Below are 14,172 nucleotides of genomic sequence, written 5' to 3'. Positions count from 1 at the left end.
GTACTCACGAGTCTTTTTGGTTCTGCTCTTTGACGTGCTCGGCCTGCACGTCGAAGGTGCGACGTTCAGTGATCGGCTGAGTGGCCTGCGGGTGTACAGGCTGCGCCGGTGGCACCGGATTGACGGCCGGGTCGGCAGGCTTTTCGTCGTCGTTCATGGCCTTGCGAAAGCCCTTGATCGATTCACCGACGTCGGTGCCGAGGTTTTTCAGTTTCTTGGTGCCGAACACCAGCACAACGACCACAAGAATGACGATCCAGTGTTTCCAGTCAAAAATGCCCATGCTGCAATTCCTCTGTAAAAGTTGGTCAGACGGACGGGCGCGAGGCCTTTTCGGCATGCCCGGACAAGCCGAAGCGACGGTCCAGTTCATCAAGCACTGCCTGTGGATGCTGCCCCAGTTGGGCGAGCATGACCAGACTGTGGAACCACAAGTCGGCAGTTTCGTAGATCACGTCGCTGCAGTCGCCGCTGATTTGCGCGTCCTTGGCCGCAATAATCGTCTCGACGGATTCTTCGCCGAGTTTTTCCAGGATCTTGTTCAGACCCTTGTGGTACAGGCTGGCGACGTAGGAGCTGTCGGCGTCCGCGCCTTTGCGGTCTTCCAGCACCTGGGCCACACGGTTGAGGGTATCGCTCATGTTCAGTGTCCTGCCGAATAGATAGCGTGCGGGTCTTTGAGCACTGGCTCGACGGTCTTCCACTCGCCGTTCTGGAACACGCGGTAGAAGCAGCTGTGACGGCCGGTGTGACAGGCGATATCGCCGATCTGCTCGACCTTGAGGATCACCACATCGGCATCGCAGTCGATGCGCATCTCATGCAGGGTTTGCACGTGCCCGGACTCTTCGCCCTTGCGCCACAGTTTGCCACGGGAACGTGACCAGTAGATGGCGCGGTTCTCGGCGGCGGTCAGGCTCAGGGCCTCGCGGTTCATCCAGGCCATCATCAGCACGCGCCCGGTCTTGTAGTCCTGGGCAATGGCCGGCACCAGGCCGTCACTGTCCCACTTGATCTCGTCCAGCCAGTCTTTCATTTTCGGCTCCGGCAATTTGCGACAGTGTATAACCGGATTGGCTATCGACGCACGATCAGATACACGCCCACCGCGACCATGATGCCGGCCGGCCAGTGGCCCAGTTCATTCAGCGGCCCGCCGGCGGCCAGTATCGTACCGCCCACCAGGTGCGCGGCGCCCAGCAGGCGCAGGAACCAGTCGTCCTTGCGCTTGTGCCACGGCGGTGCGGGGTCCTTGGCGTGGGGCTGGGACATGCGCTCCAGCAGGTCGCGGGTCATGTTGGCCAGGTGCGGCAGTTGCTCGACCTGGCTTTGCAGGTTGCCCAGCAGGGTTTTCGGGCTGATACGGTCCCGCATCCAGCGCTCGAGGAACGGCTGGGCGGTGTTCCACAGGTCGAGGTCCGGGTACAACTGGCGGCCCAGGCCTTCGATGTTCAGCAGGGTCTTTTGCAACAGTACCAGCTGCGGCTGCACTTCCATATTGAAGCGCCGCGCCGTCTGGAACAGACGCATCAGCACCTGACCGAAGGAAATATCCTTTAACGGTTTTTCAAAGATCGGCTCGCACACAGTGCGGATCGCCGCTTCGAATTCGTTGAGCTTGGTTTCGGCCGGCACCCAGCCCGAATCGATGTGCAACTGCGCCACGCGGCGGTAATCACGCTTGAAGAAAGCGAACAGGTTGCGCGCCAGGTAATCCTGGTCTTCCGGGGTCAGGCTGCCGACGATGCCGCAGTCGATCGCAATGTACTGCGGGCTCCACGGGTTCACGGTGCTGACGAAGATGTTGCCGGGGTGCATGTCGGCATGGAAGAAGCTGTCGCGGAATACCTGGGTGAAGAAAATTTCCACGCCGCGCTCGGCAAGCATCTTCATGTCGGTGCGCTGGTCGGCCAGGGTCGCGAGGTCGGTGACCTGCACGCCGTAGATGCGCTCCATCACCAGCACTTTCGGGCGGCACCAGTCCCAATAGACTTGCGGCACGTACAGCAGCTGCGAGCCTTCGAAGTTGCGCTTGAGCTGGCTGGCGTTGGCCGCTTCGCGCAGCAGGTCGAGTTCGTCGTAGATGGTTTTTTCGTAGTCCAGCACCACGTCCACCGGGTGCAGCAGGCGCGCATCGGCAGAGAAGCGCTCGGCGGCGCGGGCGAGGATGAACAGCCACGCCAGGTCCTGGCCGATGATCGGCTTGAGGCCCGGGCGGATCACCTTCACCACCACTTCTTCGCCGCTTTTCAGTTGCGCGGCATGCACCTGGGCCACCGAGGCCGAGGCCAGCGGCGCGATGTCGAAGCGGCTGAAGACTTCGCTGATCTTCTTGCCCAGCTGTTCTTCAATCAGCGTGACTGCCAGTTGCGAGTCGAACGGTGGCACGCGGTCCTGCAACAGCATCAGCTCGTCGGCGATATCTTCGGGCAACAGGTCGCGGCGGGTGGAGAGGATCTGCCCGAACTTGATGAAGATCGGCCCCAGGTCCTGCAACGCCAGGCGCAGGCGCGCGCCACGGCTCAGCTCGAGGGTCTTGCGCGGGAACCAGCGCCACGGCAGCACATAGCGCACCGCCAGCAGAAACCACGGCAGCGGCAGGGCGAACAGCAGGTCATCGAGGCGGTAGCGGATTACGACGCGCTGGATACGAAACAAACGGCGGACGGCGAGCAGCTTCATGCGTTATCGCTTGAATCAAGGGAGCGGCTCAGGCGCTCGAAGCGCGCCTCAAGTCGTTCCAGGTCGAGTTTGGCCTGGTCGAGTTCGCGAAAGCGCGCTTCCGCTTCCCGTTGTCCGACCAGGGTGCGCGATTCTTCGCTCAGGTATTCGGCGAGGTTCTGGTTCAGGCTGGCGAAACCCTGCTGGTACCAGCGCGTGCGGCTGCGCAGATGACCGCTGATCAGTTGGGTGGCCACCGGGCCGAGCCAACGTGACAGCTCGTATTCCCAGTCCAGTTCCAGGTCTTGCAGCACGGCGGCCAGGTCCATCAGCACCGCGCTGTCGCCTTCAAGTTCCACGTCCGGGCCGTGGAGGATCGCCGTCTTGTCCCGGCTCAGGGCCAGGCGCAGCAGGCTTGAGCCGGAAGCACGCAGGGTGCAGTCGGCGTCGGCGGCCCAGTGGGACGCCAGCAACAGGCCTTCATCGCTGGGCAGGATAAACAGCTGCAAGGCGGGGCTGGTGCAGTCGACGGCGATGATCCTGCCGTTCAGGTGCGCCAGCCGTGCCAGGGCGGTGCTGTCCAGGCGCAGTACACGGTTGAGGCCGTGTTCGACGCTGGCGAGAAGGCCTGCGAACAGCATCAGGGCTTGATGCCGCGGTGCAGGGCGACGATGCCCGAGGTCATGTTGTGGTAGGTCACGCGGTCGAAACCGGCCTCTACCATCATCGACTTCAGGGTTTCCTGGTTCGGGTGCATGCGGATCGATTCGGCCAGGTAGCGGTAGCTTTCGGCGTCATTGGTGATCAGCTTGCCCATCAACGGCATGAAGGCGAACGAGTAGGTGTCGTAGACCTTGGACATCAGTGCGTTGGTCGGCTTGGAGAACTCCAGCACCAGCAGGCGACCGCCGGGCTTGAGTACGCGCAGCATCGAGCGCAGTGCGTCTTCCTTGTGGGTCACGTTACGCAGGCCGAAGGCGATGGTCACGCAGTCGAAGTGGTTGTCCGGGAACGGCAGCTTTTCAGCGTCGGCCTGGACGAACTCGATATTGCCCGCCACACCTTTGTCCAGCAGGCGATCACGACCGACCTTGAGCATCGAGCCGTTGATGTCGGCCAGTACCACCTGCCCGGTGGGGCCCACCAGCTTGGAGAACTTGGCGGCCAGGTCGCCCGTGCCGCCTGCGATATCCAGCACACGGTTGCCGGTGCGTACACCCGACAACTCAATGGTGAAGCGCTTCCACAGACGGTGCATGCCGCCGGAGAGCACGTCGTTCATCAAGTCGTACTTGGCGGCGACCGAGTGGAACACCTCGGCGACTTTTTCCGCTTTCTGGCTTTCCGGGACGTTCTTGAAGCCGAAGTGAGTGGTGGGTTCGGCATCGCTGCCTTTGCGCTGATCAGTCATATCGCTGTCACCAAAAGAGAATGGGGGCATTCTAATCCCCAAGGCATGCTTTGTCTTGGCAAGGCTGAAGGTAAGATAGGTGGTCACCGAGACCTTTTGCCGCATGGCGGGTCGACAAGTCTCTATAACGAGGAGTCATTCAAATGGCCCGTATACAGGTTGAACGTGCCCACACACTGGGCAAAGACGCTGCGCGAGAAAAAGCCGACAAGTTGGCGAGCAAACTCAAGGAGCAATATGGCCTGGAGTCTTCCTGGGCCGGCGACACACTGAACCTCAAACGTTCGGGCGTTAAAGGCACCGTGAAAGTGGCGGAAGATTCCCTGCGGATTGAAGTCGAACTGGGCCTGTTGATGTCGGCCATGAGTGGCACCATCAAGTCCGAAATCGAGAAGGCACTGGATAAAGCCCTGGCCTGATTTGCGACCTTCTTAGGGTGCCGATTCTAATTTTTCTGCCTACTTTGTGCCCAAGCCCCCAACTTCTGTGGGCAGTTCCTCCCCCCTTTATGCGTGAGGTGCACCATGGCCAAAGTTATTTTGAAGAAAAAAATTGCTACCGGAACTAACGCCCTGACTGACGTTAAATCCTATGCCCGCAAGATCTGGCTGGCCGGTTTGGGGGCTTACGCCAAGGTCGGAAGCGAGGGCGCCGAGTACTTCAAAGAGCTGGTTAAGACTGGTCAACATGTTGAAAGTAAAGGCAAAAAAGTTGTGATTGAACAACTTGATGCAGCCAACAGTCAGATTGATCAAGTCAAGAGCGAAGTCTTCGGCATCAAAGGTCGAGTCGAAGTGCAACTGGATAAAGTTGAAAGCGCTTTTGATAGTCGTGTTGGAAGTGCCTTGAATCGGATCGGCATTCCGTCTAAACATGACGTGGAGACACTCTCTGCTAAGCTCGATGAGCTGACGGCATTGCTCGAACGTGTCGCGCGTAAACACTAAGGAGACAACGGGATGGCTGGTAAAAAGACTACTGATAAAGAAGGCAGCTCGTGGATCGGGGAAGTTGAAAAATACTCCCGCAAGATCTGGCTGGCCGGTTTAGGCGTGTACTCGAAGGTGAGCAGTGACGGCGGTAAATACTTCGAGACTTTGGTTAAGGACGGCGAGAAGGCCGAGAAGTTGACCAAGAGCACAGTGGGTAAACAAGTCGATGCGGCAAAGGCTTCCGCCGGTTCTGCCAAATCACGTATCAGCGACAAGTGGGGCGAACTGGAAGGGGCTTTTGACAAGCGCCTGAACAGTGCCATTTCGCGACTCGGCGTACCTAGCCGTACTGAAGTGAAAGCGCTGCACAGCAAGGTCGATACCTTGACCAGGCAAATCGAAAAACTCACCGGCCTTAAAGCTGCGCCAGTTGCGGCTAAAACTGCAGCGGCTAAACCGGCTGCCAAGCCTGCGGCGAAAACTGCAGCGGCCAAGCCTGCTGCTAAAACCGCCGCTAAACCGCTGGTCAAGGCCGCCGCCAAACCGGCAGCCAAGCCAGCCGCCAAGGCGCCGGCCAAAGCTGCTGCAAAACCGGCTGCCAAGCCTGCGGCGAAAACCGCAGCGGCTAAACCGGCCGCCAAGCCTGCCGCTAAACCAGTGGCCGCTAAAGCAGCTGCAAAACCTGCGGCGAAACCTGCAGCCAAGCCGGCAGCAAAAGCAGCAGCCAAGCCAGCGGTGAAAACCGCCGCCGCCAAACCTGCTGCAGCGAAGCCTGCTGCCAAGCCAGCCGCTGCGAAACCTGCAGCCAAGCCGGTTGCTGCCAAACCCGCCGCCAAGCCTGCGGCTGCAAAACCTGCAGCGGCCAAGCCAGCTGCAAAACCGGCTGCGGCGAAGAAGCCGGCCGTAGCCAAAAAGCCAGCAGCGCCGAAGCCAGCGGTAGCGGCCAAGCCTGCAACTGCAGCGCCGGCGACCAACTCGGTCACGCCACCGACGCCTGCTGCTACCCCGACTGCAACGCCGGCAACCCCGACGCCTACCAGTCAGTCCTGATTTTTACGGGACACATAAAAACGCCCGGCCTGCGAAGGTCGGGCGTTTTTTATGGAATCTACAGAACAACACAAATCCAATGTGGGAGCGGGCTTGCTCGCGAAAGCGGTGGATCAGTCACACATGTATTGACTGACACTCCGCTTTCGCGAGCAAGCCCGCTCCCACATTTTAGTCCGCGTCGTCCAGGTAGCGCAGCGCCAACCTCTCTGTCGCCAGCCTCGCCGGCATCAGCAGATGCGGGGCCACCAGCATCATGATCTGGTACACCACCACCCGCACCTCACCTGCTCGGTCGAGAATCCGCTGGTAGTCCAGGGAAAACAGCAAGGTCATGGTGATCTGTTCCACCAACTGCCCCAGCGCCTGGGTTTCACTGACCAGTTGCCCATCCGTCTTGAGGCGGGCCAGCAACGAGGCCAGCGTGCGCTTGAGCGCCGTCAGCAGGTTGCGGATGCCCTTGGCTAGTTTCGGCAAGCGGCCCGCCAGGTTCGACAGGTCCTGGAACAGAAACCGATAGTGCGCCATGCGCTCCACGATCAGGTGCAGGAACAGCCAGTAATCCTCGGCCGCCAGTTGTGCGTCTTCCGGCGGATCGAGCAACGGCGCCAATTCGTTTTGAAAGCGCTCGAACAGCCCGAGCACCAACGGTTCCTTGCCATGGAAGTGGTAATAGAGATTGCCGGGGCTGATCCCCATTTCATTGGCCACCTCCATGGTCGACACGTTCGGCTCGCCCTTGTGGTTGAACAACTGCAAGGCACATTCAAGGATACGGTCGCGGGTCTTCATCCAGTCTTCTTAAAGTCGTCGTGGGGCTCAGCGGACTCGCACATAGGTGCCCGGCGCCGCTTCCATCGGTGGGTAATTCTGGTTGCCCAGGGCGGTCAGTGTTTCGCGCTGTACACCGGAGCGCTGCTGGATCCACGCCAGCCAGTTGGGCCACCAGCTGCCCTCGACATGATTGGCGTCGTAGTACCAGGCGCGCGGGTCGCTGCTCAGCTTGAGGTTCTCGACGTAGTTGGCCTTGGGGTTGCCCGGCGGGTTGAGGATGCTCTGGACATGCCCGCTGTTGGACAGAATGAAGCGCTTGTCGCCGCCCAGCAGCTGGGTGGAGCGGTACACCGCGTCCCACGGCGTGATGTGGTCGTTGATGCCGCCCACGCTGAAACTGTCCACCGTGACTTTCTGTAAGTCGACGGGCGTGCCGCACACCTCCAGGCCGCCGGGATGGCTCAGCGGGTTGTGCTTGAAGAAGTCCAGCAAGTCGCCGTGCAGCGCGGCGGGCAGGCGGGTGTTGTCGTTGTTCCAGTACAGGATGTCGAAGGCCGGCGGTTCCTTGCCCAGCAGGTAATTGTTGATCCAGTAGTTCCAGATCAGGTCGTTGGGACGCATCCAGGCGAATACCTTGGCCATGTCCCGGCCGTCGAGTACGCCTTGCTGGTAAGAGCGGCGCTTGGCGGCTTCCAGCGTCTGTTCGTCGGCGAACAGGGTGGCGGGGCTGTCGATCTGGCTGTCCAGCAGGCTCACCAGGTAGCTGGCGCTGGAGATGCGGCGCAGCTGGCGCTTGGCCTGCAGATGGCCTTGCAGCGCGGCGATGGTCAGGCCACCGGCGCAGGCGCCCATCAGGTTGACCTCACGGGCGCCGGTGATTGCGCGGGTTACGTTCAGCGCTTCTTCCAAAGCCGCGACGTAGGTGGACAAGCCCCATTCGCGGTGGCGTACATCCGGGTTGCGCCAGCTGACCATAAACACTTGCAGGCCATTTTTCAGGGCGAACTGGACGAAGCTGTTGTTCGGGCTCAGGTCGAAAATGTAGTACTTGTTGATTTGCGGCGGCACCACCAGCAGCGGCTTGGCGTACTGTTTTTCGCTCATGGGCTTGTACTGGATCAGCTCCAGCAGTTCATTGCGAAACACCACCGAACCGGGTGTGGTGGCCACCGTCTTGCCGACTTCAAAGGCCTGCTTGGTGACCTGGCGCGGCAAGCCGTTGTTGTGCAGCAGGTCGTCGAACAGGTTGCTGACGCCACGCACCACGCTGTTGCCGCCGGAGTTGAGCAGCTCCTTGATCGCCAGCGGGTTGAGCAGGGTGTTGGATGGCGACACCGCATCGTTGAGCAGGGCAAAGGCAAAGTGCGCCCGCGCCTGGTCGTCGGCGCTGAGGTTGCTGTCGTCGATCCAGTGGCGAGTCTGTTTTTGCCAGCTCAGGTAGGCTTGCAGGCTGCGCCGATAAAACGGGTTGAGCTGCCAGGTCGGGTCGGCGAAGCGGCTGTCCTTCGGGTTCGGCTCGTGCACCGTTTCCCCGAGCAGCACGCGGCCCAATTGCCCGCCCAACTTCAAGGCGTGGCGGGCGGTGTGCACCGGATTGCGCAAGCCGTGTGCGGCGACGCTGCGCAGGGTCGAGAGCAAATCCCGGCCGCGCAGGCCGGTGATCGCACTTTCAATATTGATGAACGCGGCGGGTGTGGGCACCGGGTTCGATACGGGTCTTTCTCGCATGCGCCAACACTCCTTCGTCAAGCCATCAACAAGCACGCCAATTCAGAACCATAGTCGGTTCTGGCCAAGTTGCGCGGCGCGGTCGTCCTGACCGCTGCCGTCTAAAGTGCGGGTTGCGGGTGAATCACCGCCCTCAGGCGTTCCTCCTGGAGAAACTTCATGATGATCGGCGCCACGGCCTCGGCCCGGGTAATCAGGAACAGATGGCCGTCGTCGATGATGTGCAGTTGGGCGTTGGGAATGCGCCAGGCCAGCATGCGCATGTTGATCAGCGGGATCAGCGGGTCGTCGTCGCCGGCCAGCACCAGGGTCGGCTGCTTGATCTTGTGCAGCCAGTGGATGCTGGTCCAGCCAAGCCCGGCGAACAGTTGCCAGTAGTAACCCAGCTTGCCCGCCGAACGCACTTTGCTCGCGTGTTCGGCGGCCAGTTTCGAATCCCGACGGAAGGAGCCGCCGTAGATCATCGGTGCAATGCGCACCACGTGGGACGGTTGGATATAACGCCGGGGGCTGGCCATCAGCCACAAGACCTTCGGCTTGCCCGGCACCATGAAGGCACCGGCGGCGGTGGCGGCCAGAATCAGCTTCTTGCAGCGTTCCGGATAGTCATAGGCGAACTGCTGCGCCAGCGCGCCGCCCCAGGAAACGCCCACCGCGTTGACCTGGCCATAGTCCAGGTAATCGAGCATGCGCGCGGTGAGTTTGGCCAGGCCGGGAAAGCGATAAGGGCGGCTGGGGGTCGACGAGCCGCCGACGCCTGGCACATCAAAGGCAATCACTTCCAGGTCCGGGTCCAGGGCCTGGACGAACGGAAACACCAGCTCAAGGTTGGCGCCGATGCCATTGAAAATCAGCAGCGGCGTCAAGTGAGGCTTGCCCGGGCGTACCGCCGTGCGGATGGCTTGGCCATCCAGGTCGATGGTACGGAAGATGAACGGTTGCGGCATGGGCTTACCCTGCAAAGTGGCGCGCTATTCCCTGTCGGAACTCGGTCAGTGTGGGAGCGGCGGTGCGACGATTCGACTTGCTCGCGAAGGCGGTGAATCCGTCTCTAGATGCATCAACTGACACACCCCCTTCGCGAGCAAGCCCGCTCCCACAGTTGATACCGTTCCAGTCACAAAAGTGTGTGTGCTTTATCGTTCATGTACATAAGTGCCCGGCGCCGCTTCCGCCGCTGCATAAGTCTTGTTGCCCAGGTTCGCAGGCGCCTTCTTCAACTTGCCCGACCGCTCCGCCTGCCACGCCTGCCAATGCAACCACCACGAATCGGTGTGCTTGGTGGCGTTCTCCTGCCAGTCCAGGGCCTTGCCCGGCATCGTATCGCTGGTCTGGTAACGCGATTTGGGATTGCCCGGCGGGTTCAGAATGCTCTGGATATGCCCGCTGCTGGACAGCACAAACTCCACCTTGCCGCCAAACAGCTGCGCCGACTTGTAGCAGGACTGCCACGGTGTGATGTGGTCGTTGGTGCCGGCCAAAGAATAAATATCGGCAGTGACCTGCTTCAGGTCGATCGGCGTGCCGCACACTTCCAGGGCATTGGCCCGCACCAAGGGATTGTTCTTGAACAGTTCGATCAGGTCGCCATGGAACGCGGCCGGCAAGCGGGTGGTGTCGTTGTTCCAGAACAGGATGTCGAACACCGGTGGCTCGTTGCCCAGCAGGTAGTTGTTGACCCAGTAGTTCCAGATCAGGTCATTGGGGCGCATCCAGGCAAACACCTTGGCCATGTCGCGGCCTTCCAGCACACCGGCCTGGTAGGAATGGCGCTTGGCTGCTTCCAGGGTCTGTTCGTCGACGAACAACGCCACCTGGGTGTCCAGGGTGGTGTCCAGCACGCTCACCAGCAGGGTCAGGGCGTTGACCTTCTTCTCGCCCAGCGCCGCGTAGTGGCCCAGCAGGGCGGTGCAGGTGATGCCGCCGGAGCAGGCGCCGAGCATGTTGATGTCTTTGCTGCCGGTGATCGCGCTCACCACATCGACCGCTTCTTTCAGCGCCTCGATGTAGGTCGACAGGCCCCACTCGCGCTGGGCCTTGGTCGGGTTGCGCCAACTGACGATAAACGTCTGCTGGTTATTGCGCAGGCAGAAGCGCGCCAGGCTCTTGTCCGGGCTCAGGTCGAATACATAGAACTTGTTGATCTGCGGCGGCACCACCAGCAGCGGGCGTTCGTGCACCTGCTCGGTGATCGGCCGGTACTGGATCAGTTCCAGCACATCGTTGCGAAACACCACGGCGCCTTCGGTGGTGCCCAGGCTCTTGCCCACTTCAAAGGCGCCCATGTTGACCTGGCTCGGCATGCCGCCGTTGTGCACCATGTCCTTGGCCAGGTGGGACAGGCCATCCAGCAGGCTCTTGCCGCCGGTTTCAAAGAAGCGTTTGACCGCCGCCGGGTTGGCTGCGCTGTTGGTGGGCGCCATGGCCTCGGTCATCAGGTTGATGACGAAGTGGCCGCGGCTGATGTCGTGTTCCGACAGGTTGCTGTCACCGATCCAGTCGTGCAGCTCCTTGCGCCACGCCAGGTAGGTTTGCAGGTAACGTTTGTAGAGCGGGTTCTGAGTCCACGCCGGGTCGTTGAAACGACGGTCGTCGGCCTCGGGTGTCAGCTGTGATTTGCCGAACACCACGTTCTTCAATTCGACGCCGAAATGGGCGACATGCTTGACGCTGTGCAACGGTTGTTTGATGGCCTGGGTCAGCACCATCCGAGCGGATGCCAGTAAATCCTTTTTCCGTAACGCGATGATCGGGTTCAGCCCCAGGGTGTTTTCCGAGGCCTGGCGTTTCAAGTCATCGTTGTTCTTGTTACTCATCTACGACGCTCCATTGTCCGACAGACGAGTACCGGGTACCGCTGTGTACCACTACTTGCCACACAGCACAGCCTGGTACTACTGCTCGGGTGACCGTTAATACCGCATCGTCAAATGCAGGGAACTTGCCAGTTCCATTGGTTACCCGAGTTTAATTTTTTTCGCAAGCGGGCCAATCGTTGGCCACGACAGAGGGGCATTCAAGCAGATGGAATTAGAAAATGCCCACTAATGAGCAAGAGGCTTGGGCTAGAGCATCAGCCGCACGACCGACTGGCTCGGGTCGCGGGTTTTTCCGGCGGCTTTCAGCTCGGCAAGATAGTCAGCCCACAGCGCGTCCTGACGCACGGCCAGTTGATAGAGGTAGTCCCAGGTGAACAATCCGCTGTCATGGCCATCGTCGAAGGTCAATTTCAGTGCGTATTGGCCGGCGGGTTCGATCTTGGTCAAGCCGACATTGAGCTTGCCGAATTGCAGGATCGGTTTGCCGTGGCCCTGGACCTCGGCGGAGGGGGAGTGCACGCGAAGGAATTCGGCGGGCAGTTGATACACCTCGTCGGGACCGTAGGTGAGGCCCAGGGTCCTGGAGGCTTTGTGCAGGTTGATGGCGGTAGGCAGTTTGGTCATTTGGGGAACCGCTCAGAGATGATCCTGAAGGAACCGGCTTTAAACTGTGGGAGCGGGCTTGCTCGCGAATGCGGTGGGTCAGTTCATGCAATTGTGACTGACCCACCGCATTCGCGAGCAAGCCCGCTCCCACATTAAAGCAGAGCGGTTCCTGCGTGAGGCTTACAGGATATAACGAGACAGATCTTCGTTCTGCGCCAATTCGCCCAGGTGGCTGTTGACGTAGTCGGCGTCGATCTTGATTGCTTCGCCATTCTGCGCGCCCGCCATGTCGCCGGCACTGAAGGACACTTCCTCCAGCAGGCGCTCAAGCAGGGTGTGCAAGCGACGGGCACCGATGTTCTCGGTCTTCTCGTTGACCTGCCAGGCAATCTCCGCCAGACGCTTGATACCGTCCGGCAGGAACTCAATCCCCAGGCCTTCGGTTTTCAGCAGCTCGCGGTATTGCTCGGTCAGCGACGCGTGGGGCTCGCTGAGGATGCGTTCGAAGTCGCCCGGCGTCAGCGCTTTCAGCTCAACGCGAATCGGCAGACGGCCTTGCAGCTCCGGCACCAGGTCACTTGGCTTGCTCAGGTGGAACGCACCGGACGCGATAAACAGGATGTGGTCGGTCTTGACCATGCCCAGCTTGGTGTTGACGGTGCAGCCTTCGATCAGCGGCAGCAGGTCGCGCTGCACGCCTTCGCGGGACACATCGACCCCGCCGGAATTACCGCGCTTGGCCACCTTGTCGATCTCGTCGATAAACACGATGCCGTGCTGCTCGACCGCTTCCAGGGCCTTGGCCTTGAGTTCTTCCTCATTCACCAGGCGCCCGGCTTCTTCGTCGCGCACCAGTTTCAGCGCTTCCTTCACCTTGAGCTTGCGGCTTTTCTTCTTGCCTTTGCCCATGTTGGCGAACAGGTTCTGCAACTGGCTGGTCATTTCTTCCATGCCAGGCGGTGCGGAGATGTCGACGCCGGACACTTCGGCGACTTCGATCTCGATTTCCTTGTCGTCCAGCTGACCTTCACGCAGGCGCTTGCGGAACAGCTGGCGGGTGTTGGAATCCGAGCTTGGCGCGGCGTCTTCGTTGAAGCCCATGCGTGCCGGTGGCAGCAAGGCGTCGAGGATGCGTTCTTCAGCGGCGTCTTCGGCGCGATGGCTGACCTTGGTCATTTCCTGTTCGCGCAGCAGCTTCAGGGCAGCGTCGGCCAGGTCACGAATGATCGACTCGACGTCACGGCCCACATAGCCCACTTCGGTGAACTTGGTGGCTTCGACCTTGATGAACGGCGCATTGGCCAGCTTGGCCAGGCGCCGGGCGATCTCGGTTTTACCGACACCGGTCGGGCCGATCATCAGGATGTTCTTGGGGGTTACTTCAACGCGCAATTCTTCGGGCAGTTGCATCCGGCGCCAGCGGTTACGCAGGGCGATGGCAACGGCGCGCTTGGCATCGTCCTGGCCGATGATATGGCGATTGAGTTCATGGACGATTTCGCGGGGAGTCATGGACATAGTAATTGGCGGTCCTCAAGCGGGAATAAGCCTACGGCTTACTCGGCGAGGTCCTGCTCCTCAATGGTCAGGTTGTGGTTGGTGAAGACACAGATGTCGCCAGCGATACCCAGGGCAGTCTCGACGATTTCCCGGGCCGACAGGTCGGTTTTCTTCAACAGGGCGCTGGCCGCCGCTTGTGCGTAGCCGCCGCCGGAGCCCATGGCGATCAGGCCTTCTTCGGGTTCAACCACGTCGCCGTTGCCGGTGATGATCAGGGAGGCGTCTTTGTTGGCGACGGCCAGCATGGCTTCCAGGCGGCTGAGTGAGCGGTCGGTGCGCCATTCTTTGGCGAGCTCGACGGCGGCACGGACCAGATGGCCCTGGTGCTTCTCAAGTTGGCCTTCAAAGCGCTCGAACAGGGTAAAGGCGTCAGCGGTGGCGCCGGCAAAACCGGCGAGGACCTGGCCGTGGTACAGGCGACGGACTTTTTTCGCGTTGCCTTTCATCACGGTATTGCCAAGTGAAACCTGGCCGTCGCCGCCCATGACGACTTTGCCGTGGCGGCGAACTGAAACGATGGTGGTCAAGGGGAGAGTCTCCACGCTGCGGGGCGAAAATGCCCTGATGGAACTCATATGGGGGTGGCGGGGGGGATTTCAACTGTAGGACGGGAGGGCGGACGAGTGGTGTT

16 protein-coding genes are annotated in these 14,172 nt (G+C 60.7%); 3 read left to right on the top strand and 13 right to left on the bottom strand.

Features of this window, described 5'->3' with window-relative positions:
- Positions 1–4: 4 nt before the first annotated feature.
- Genes A462_RS01880 through ubiE form a run of 6 tightly spaced genes read right to left on the bottom strand, consistent with a single transcriptional unit; the run spans position 5 to position 4,072 of the window.
- Complete coding sequence (locus A462_RS01880) at positions 5–283, bottom strand: twin-arginine translocase TatA/TatE family subunit (RefSeq protein ID WP_003209298.1); 279 nt, start codon at positions 281–283, stop codon at positions 5–7.
- 25 nt (positions 284–308) lie between these two features.
- On the bottom strand, positions 309–641 hold the full coding sequence (locus A462_RS01885) for a phosphoribosyl-ATP diphosphatase (RefSeq protein ID WP_008439273.1): 333 nt from the start codon (positions 639–641) through the stop codon (positions 309–311).
- 2 nt (positions 642–643) lie between these two features.
- The gene (hisI, locus tag A462_RS01890; RefSeq protein WP_003209300.1) at positions 644–1,036 is read right to left on the bottom strand and encodes a phosphoribosyl-AMP cyclohydrolase; all 393 of its coding nucleotides are present in this window, start codon (positions 1,034–1,036) and stop codon (positions 644–646) included.
- Positions 1,037–1,077: 41 nt separating this feature from the next.
- Positions 1,078–2,682, bottom strand: coding sequence for a ubiquinone biosynthesis regulatory protein kinase UbiB (gene ubiB, locus A462_RS01895; RefSeq protein WP_003209302.1), 1,605 nt, complete (start codon positions 2,680–2,682; stop codon positions 1,078–1,080).
- Positions 2,679–3,302, bottom strand: a complete 624-nt coding sequence (locus tag A462_RS01900; RefSeq protein WP_003209304.1) for a ubiquinone biosynthesis accessory factor UbiJ — start codon at positions 3,300–3,302, stop codon at positions 2,679–2,681. Before A462_RS01900 ends, ubiB begins: the two co-directional genes overlap by 4 nt.
- The gene (gene ubiE / locus A462_RS01905) at positions 3,302–4,072 is read right to left on the bottom strand and encodes a bifunctional demethylmenaquinone methyltransferase/2-methoxy-6-polyprenyl-1,4-benzoquinol methylase UbiE (protein ID WP_003209306.1); all 771 of its coding nucleotides are present in this window, start codon (positions 4,070–4,072) and stop codon (positions 3,302–3,304) included. Before ubiE ends, A462_RS01900 begins: the two co-directional genes overlap by 1 nt.
- A 143-nt stretch (positions 4,073–4,215) precedes the next feature.
- Here ubiE and A462_RS01910 point away from each other — a divergent pair, with 143 nt between their 5' ends.
- From A462_RS01910 to A462_RS01920, 3 genes are all read left to right on the top strand, one after another.
- On the top strand, positions 4,216–4,491 hold the full coding sequence (locus tag A462_RS01910) for a polyhydroxyalkanoic acid system family protein (RefSeq protein WP_008439272.1): 276 nt from the start codon (positions 4,216–4,218) through the stop codon (positions 4,489–4,491).
- 105 nt (positions 4,492–4,596) lie between these two features.
- Positions 4,597–5,019 carry a phasin family protein gene (locus tag A462_RS01915; protein ID WP_003209309.1) on the top strand — a complete coding sequence of 141 codons (423 nt, stop codon included), beginning with the start codon at positions 4,597–4,599 and terminating at the stop codon, positions 5,017–5,019.
- Between the two features lie 12 nt (positions 5,020–5,031).
- Complete coding sequence (locus A462_RS01920) at positions 5,032–6,054, top strand: phasin family protein (protein WP_008439271.1); 1,023 nt, start codon at positions 5,032–5,034, stop codon at positions 6,052–6,054.
- A 171-nt stretch (positions 6,055–6,225) separates the two neighbouring features.
- On the opposite strand, the gene A462_RS01925 is transcribed toward A462_RS01920, so the two are convergent.
- From A462_RS01925 to hslV, 7 genes are all read right to left on the bottom strand, one after another.
- On the bottom strand, positions 6,226–6,846 hold the full coding sequence (locus A462_RS01925; protein ID WP_008439270.1) for a TetR/AcrR family transcriptional regulator: 621 nt from the start codon (positions 6,844–6,846) through the stop codon (positions 6,226–6,228).
- Between the two features lie 27 nt (positions 6,847–6,873).
- Positions 6,874–8,556, bottom strand: coding sequence for a class II poly(R)-hydroxyalkanoic acid synthase (gene phaC / locus A462_RS01930; protein ID WP_008439266.1), 1,683 nt, complete (start codon positions 8,554–8,556; stop codon positions 6,874–6,876).
- A gap of 101 nt (positions 8,557–8,657) precedes the next feature.
- Positions 8,658–9,503, bottom strand: coding sequence for a poly(3-hydroxyalkanoate) depolymerase (gene phaZ / locus A462_RS01935; RefSeq protein WP_003209316.1), 846 nt, complete (start codon positions 9,501–9,503; stop codon positions 8,658–8,660).
- Positions 9,504–9,692: 189 nt separating this feature from the next.
- Complete coding sequence (phaC, locus tag A462_RS01940) at positions 9,693–11,372, bottom strand: class II poly(R)-hydroxyalkanoic acid synthase (protein WP_003209318.1); 1,680 nt, start codon at positions 11,370–11,372, stop codon at positions 9,693–9,695.
- A gap of 249 nt (positions 11,373–11,621) precedes the next feature.
- Positions 11,622–11,999 carry a gamma-butyrobetaine hydroxylase-like domain-containing protein gene (locus tag A462_RS01945; RefSeq protein WP_003209319.1) on the bottom strand — a complete coding sequence of 126 codons (378 nt, stop codon included), beginning with the start codon at positions 11,997–11,999 and terminating at the stop codon, positions 11,622–11,624.
- Positions 12,000–12,161: 162 nt separating this feature from the next.
- A complete protein-coding gene (gene hslU / locus A462_RS01950) occupies positions 12,162–13,499 on the bottom strand; it encodes an ATP-dependent protease ATPase subunit HslU (protein ID WP_008439258.1) in 1,338 nt (445 codons plus the stop codon).
- 38 nt (positions 13,500–13,537) lie between these two features.
- Positions 13,538–14,068, bottom strand: coding sequence for an ATP-dependent protease subunit HslV (gene hslV, locus A462_RS01955; RefSeq protein ID WP_003209323.1), 531 nt, complete (start codon positions 14,066–14,068; stop codon positions 13,538–13,540).
- Between the last annotated feature and the right edge of the window lie 104 nt (positions 14,069–14,172).

Origin of the sequence: Pseudomonas sp. Ag1, from assembly GCF_000278565.1 — a bacterium.
Lineage (GTDB): Bacteria > Pseudomonadota > Gammaproteobacteria > Pseudomonadales > Pseudomonadaceae > Aquipseudomonas.
Note: the sequence above shows the minus strand (reverse complement) of the source record. Positions and strands in the feature narration are given on the sequence as shown.

Coding starts and splice junctions, on each gene's coding strand:
- phaC (WP_003209318.1), bottom strand. CDS start 11,372: ATGAGTAACAAGAACAACGATGACTTGAAACGCCAGGCCTCGGAAAAC.
- A462_RS01920 (WP_008439271.1), top strand. CDS start 5,032: ATGGCTGGTAAAAAGACTACTGATAAAGAAGGCAGCTCGTGGATCGGG.
- hslU (WP_008439258.1), bottom strand. CDS start 13,499: ATGTCCATGACTCCCCGCGAAATCGTCCATGAACTCAATCGCCATATC.
- A462_RS01945 (WP_003209319.1), bottom strand. CDS start 11,999: ATGACCAAACTGCCTACCGCCATCAACCTGCACAAAGCCTCCAGGACC.
- ubiB (WP_003209302.1), bottom strand. CDS start 2,682: ATGAAGCTGCTCGCCGTCCGCCGTTTGTTTCGTATCCAGCGCGTCGTA.
- A462_RS01910 (WP_008439272.1), top strand. CDS start 4,216: ATGGCCCGTATACAGGTTGAACGTGCCCACACACTGGGCAAAGACGCT.
- A462_RS01880 (WP_003209298.1), bottom strand. CDS start 283: ATGGGCATTTTTGACTGGAAACACTGGATCGTCATTCTTGTGGTCGTT.
- A462_RS01885 (WP_008439273.1), bottom strand. CDS start 641: ATGAGCGATACCCTCAACCGTGTGGCCCAGGTGCTGGAAGACCGCAAA.
- A462_RS01925 (WP_008439270.1), bottom strand. CDS start 6,846: ATGAAGACCCGCGACCGTATCCTTGAATGTGCCTTGCAGTTGTTCAAC.
- ubiE (WP_003209306.1), bottom strand. CDS start 4,072: ATGACTGATCAGCGCAAAGGCAGCGATGCCGAACCCACCACTCACTTC.
- phaZ (WP_003209316.1), bottom strand. CDS start 9,503: ATGCCGCAACCGTTCATCTTCCGTACCATCGACCTGGATGGCCAAGCC.
- phaC (WP_008439266.1), bottom strand. CDS start 8,556: ATGCGAGAAAGACCCGTATCGAACCCGGTGCCCACACCCGCCGCGTTC.
- A462_RS01915 (WP_003209309.1), top strand. CDS start 4,597: ATGGCCAAAGTTATTTTGAAGAAAAAAATTGCTACCGGAACTAACGCC.
- A462_RS01900 (WP_003209304.1), bottom strand. CDS start 3,302: ATGCTGTTCGCAGGCCTTCTCGCCAGCGTCGAACACGGCCTCAACCGT.
- hisI (WP_003209300.1), bottom strand. CDS start 1,036: ATGAAAGACTGGCTGGACGAGATCAAGTGGGACAGTGACGGCCTGGTG.